This window comes from Mixta tenebrionis, assembly GCF_006517625.1.
GTDB classification, from domain to species: Bacteria; Pseudomonadota; Gammaproteobacteria; order Enterobacterales; family Enterobacteriaceae; genus Mixta; species Mixta tenebrionis.
In genome coordinates this window covers 1-2575 of the sequence record NZ_VHQI01000031.1, presented here as the reverse complement: position 1 = coordinate 2575, position 2575 = coordinate 1, and the positions used below count along the sequence as shown (strand labels likewise).

The 2575-nt window shown below is 47.2% G+C and carries 2 protein-coding genes and 3 pseudogenes; 1 reads left to right on the top strand and 4 read right to left on the bottom strand.

The window, feature by feature from the left end:
• A pseudogene (locus tag FKM52_RS22265) lies at positions 1-208 on the bottom strand (VENN motif pre-toxin domain-containing protein); the annotation flags it as partial.
• 4 nt (positions 209-212) lie between these two features.
• Between FKM52_RS22265 and FKM52_RS21290 the strand changes: the two are divergent.
• Positions 213-341, top strand: a pseudogene (locus tag FKM52_RS21290) (SymE family type I addiction module toxin); the annotation flags it as partial.
• Between the two features lie 49 nt (positions 342-390).
• Here FKM52_RS21290 and FKM52_RS21285 read toward each other — a convergent pair.
• The 3 genes and pseudogenes from FKM52_RS21285 to FKM52_RS21270 all read right to left on the bottom strand — a co-directional run.
• A complete protein-coding gene (locus FKM52_RS21285) occupies positions 391-621 on the bottom strand; it encodes a hypothetical protein (protein ID WP_141178088.1) in 231 nt (76 codons plus the stop codon).
• Positions 608-1510, bottom strand: coding sequence for a hypothetical protein (locus FKM52_RS22050; protein WP_246085573.1), 903 nt, complete (start codon positions 1508-1510; stop codon positions 608-610). The genes FKM52_RS21285 and FKM52_RS22050 overlap by 14 nt, the downstream gene beginning before the upstream one ends.
• Positions 1511-1780: 270 nt before the next feature.
• A pseudogene (locus FKM52_RS21270) lies at positions 1781-2149 on the bottom strand (hypothetical protein); the annotation flags it as partial.
• Between the last annotated feature and the right edge of the window lie 426 nt (positions 2150-2575).

The window sequence follows — 2575 nt, the reverse complement described above, 5'->3', positions numbered from 1 at the left end:
CCATGTTCCCCACAAACTGTTCCTCGCGGCCTCCGCCGCCGCCGCTCAGCCCCGCACTCTGCTGTTCCACCTCATACTCCGCCCGGTTACGGATGGCGCTCCACCCCAGCGTGCCCGTGCTGAGGCTGTTTTTGTCCGCTTCCGCCGCTGACGCTATCACCGCCCCGTCCAGCTGCGTGTGCCAGCCCGCGATAATCTCAAAACCGCCCTTGTATTACAGCCGGTCACCCAGTCTGCATCTTAAGGGCAACTGGCTGGAAGAGGCGGGGTTTGGGACGGACACACCGGTGACCGTGGTCGTTGAACGCGGCCAGTTGGTTATACGGCCTGTGGTGGAGTGACCGGTAAAAAGATCCCGGCTCAGGCGGCCGGGATTTTTGCTTCAGGTAATTAGCGGATATCAAATACCCAGAATACCAGTCCCGCAGGGAAACCTAATAGACTGATCTTTAATATTGTGACGATCTCTTCTTTTCCAAAAGGAAATGATTTATCAAAATCCCAGATTAGCCAGCCTTTTAAAAGATAAGAAAAGGTTCCTATCATAATTAGAGCTATGCACATTAAGAAGCACATTAAAAACAATGTCCATATTGGTTTTTTAGCGTTATTTAGTTTCATTTTCACCTCCAGATACAGCTTTTTGCAAAGCATTTCCGGTTACTCCTGAAACAAAAGTATCGCCTAAATTACCCATGATTGATGGCACAGAGCTTGGTGGTGCAGGTTTTGTTATTGTCCAGACACCTGTCGGTACCCATTCATACTGCTTTGATACTGGATTAAGTACCTTGTCCATAGGTACTTTAATAATATTACCCGTAGCATAACCCGCAGAAGCACCCGCATTACTCAGCAATGCCGCCATAAACGGATCGTCACCGCTGATTTCTGCCTGGTAATAACCGCCTGCTGCATTCCAGGTTACAGTCGGGTTATAACCTTTACCTGCTGTTATTCCGCCAACAACGACAGATCCAATGACATCCGACAGTTTCACTTCGCCTGTTGTGCCATATTGAATACCTGCACTCGCAGCACCAGACACACCCACAGCAATGAGCTGTTCTTTGGTGTTATTCACTGCATTGGTAATAATGGCTTTACCACCCATGATGGCTACCGGCCAGGAAGTCGGGTCCATAAGAACAGACATTACCCGGTCACTCGTGGTTATATTCTCTTCCAGGAATTTAAGATCCGTTCCGTTAAGGTAATTCACCAGCGCCGCCGCACTTGGATCTTTCAGCTTTTCATCCAGTCTGATTTGTGATGGGTTTGCATCATTTGCCACATTAGTGGCCCCCTGGATTAATTCCTGCCAGGTGACACAGGCGACACCGCCGCCGGTACAGGCTTCCTGAAGTTCTTTACTGTTTTTGTTGCTGATTTCGATATATTTTTCAGCCACTTTTCCACAGTCTCCGCCTGAGGCTTTGCAGTCCTGCATTTCCTTATCAAGCTGGCGGGCCTCTTTTGAACTCAGGAAATTATTCTCAACAACAAACAACCCAACCGCAAAAACCAGGATTGCTATTAATTTCAGCCAGGGTCCGAAGGTGGCTTTTTACGGGCGTTAAACTTATCTATTAAATTAAATACTATTGTGGCCAGTGTAATCGCAGAGCCAGCTATACATCCAAATACAAAAATCCTTTCCACATGGTAGAACGGAAAAAAGAAGTATCCTTTTGTTAGATAAATAAATAATGCCCCTCCGCCTATAAGGAGAAAGCCGAGCACAATGCAAAAGACACATGAATATATAAACAACTTAATCACCGTTGATCTGATTGGTTAGCGCGCCACCGGCTGCATTCCAGCCCACTGTTCCCCGTAAGCCATTCCCCATGCTGGCAACGTTTATCCAGCCAGCAACAATAGAATTAACCGGATTCACCTTGCCATCTCCAGCATACTGAGCACCTGCGTTTACCCCTGCGCCCAACCCCCACATCGCCTGCGCGGTACCGGGCAATAACGCCACTCCTCCTGTAGCCAGCGCTCCGGCATAGGCTTTATTTTCCGTCAGACCACGCTGATAGGCTTCACCGGAAGGATTATCGGCACAGGACAGCACATCAGCCCCATGCTGTCTGGCTTTTTCTCCCTGCGTCCATTCATTCCCACCCAGAAGATCATTCTCAACAACAAAAAATTCCGGTTCGATAGCCGGGATTTTTGTGCTATCTGTTTCTGTTTTTTCTGTAGTGCTGGTAGTAGATCCACCAACTACCGATAGCAACCAGACTTCCAGCAAAAGAAGCTGCTTTAGTATATTTCCATGTATCTGTCCAATCCAACTCAAATGGAATCCCATAAATCAAGTAAAGAAAAAAATCAGTTAGTACATAAATACTCATAGCCAGTATTATAAATGCCACGTTGCAGGTGGCTAATAGATAAAGAAAAACGAAAATCCATTGTTGTTTTCTCATCATTTGCTCTTCTCATCTTGGGCGCCTTCGCTGAGCTTACCAGCCCGGTCATTAATAATTTCTGTTCCTACGCTACCCATTGCATTGCCTGCCATACCCGGAGCTGGATTAACTGGTAAAGGCTTCGATATCCCCAT

Bases quoted from the DNA above. Each gene is read 5' to 3' on its own strand.
- FKM52_RS21285 (WP_141178088.1), bottom strand. From the start codon at position 621: ATGAAACTAAATAACGCTAAAAAACCAATATGGACATTGTTTTTAATG.